The following is a 674-nucleotide window of genomic DNA, read 5'->3' on the forward strand; positions in this document are numbered from 1 at the left end:
GAGCCACCTGTCCCAGCGCAAGTTCTGGGCGTACATGGTCGAGAACCACATGGTCCACCCGTACGACGAGCAGGGCCGGCGCCAGCCCATCAAGGCGCTGCCGCCGGACATCCATGCCATGCGGGACGATCCGTATCGGAGCCTGGAGGCGTTCGTGCAGCTGGCCGGCGGCTATCGCAAGGTCAAGGCCGCCTATCCGGATTTCCGCTGGGCCGACTTCTTCCGCAAGCACATCGAAGGGCCGTTCGACACCCATCACGGCTTTGCCACCGCGCTGGCGCGCGCGGTGCAACTGGCGCTGAGCACCAAGGCGCGCGGGCTGCCCGGCTATATCGGGCCATGCCGCAAGCGCGCTGCGTCGAAGAAGAAAAAGACCTAGTCAGGCGCCGCGATCGAGCGGCGCATCAGGACGCGGCGGCTTGGCGGGCTGCGGGGCATCGCGGCGATCGGGGCCATCGCCCCGGCGTGCCATGTCGCGCGCCTGCGTCAGCACGCAGCACAGCAGGTAGTACGCCCGCTTGAACTCGTTGGCCGCTTCGCGCGGGCAGCCGTTACCGGCCTGCCGGAAGCCCGCGTCGAGCCGGGCCTCGATGCCGCTTTCCCATTCCGCTTCCGTGAACAGATGGCGTGCACGGTTGCGCCAGAGCGCCATCGTCGACATCTGCCGACTAGCC

General features: G+C 68.4%; 2 protein-coding genes. One reads left to right on the top strand and one right to left on the bottom strand.

All coding sequences use genetic code 11. The features are described 5' to 3' along the window. Positions 1 to 379 (top strand): ParB-like protein (locus AB4Z35_RS29915; RefSeq protein WP_442101145.1); only part of this gene is annotated, 379 nt, incomplete at its 5' end. On the opposite strand, the gene AB4Z35_RS29920 is transcribed toward AB4Z35_RS29915, so the two are convergent. Next, on the bottom strand, positions 380 to 674 hold a 295-nt coding region (locus AB4Z35_RS29920), incomplete at its 5' end, for a hypothetical protein (protein ID WP_442101146.1).

The sequence above is a fragment of the Pseudomonas sp. KB_15 genome (assembly GCF_052114525.1).
GTDB lineage: Bacteria > Pseudomonadota > Gammaproteobacteria > Pseudomonadales > Pseudomonadaceae > Aquipseudomonas.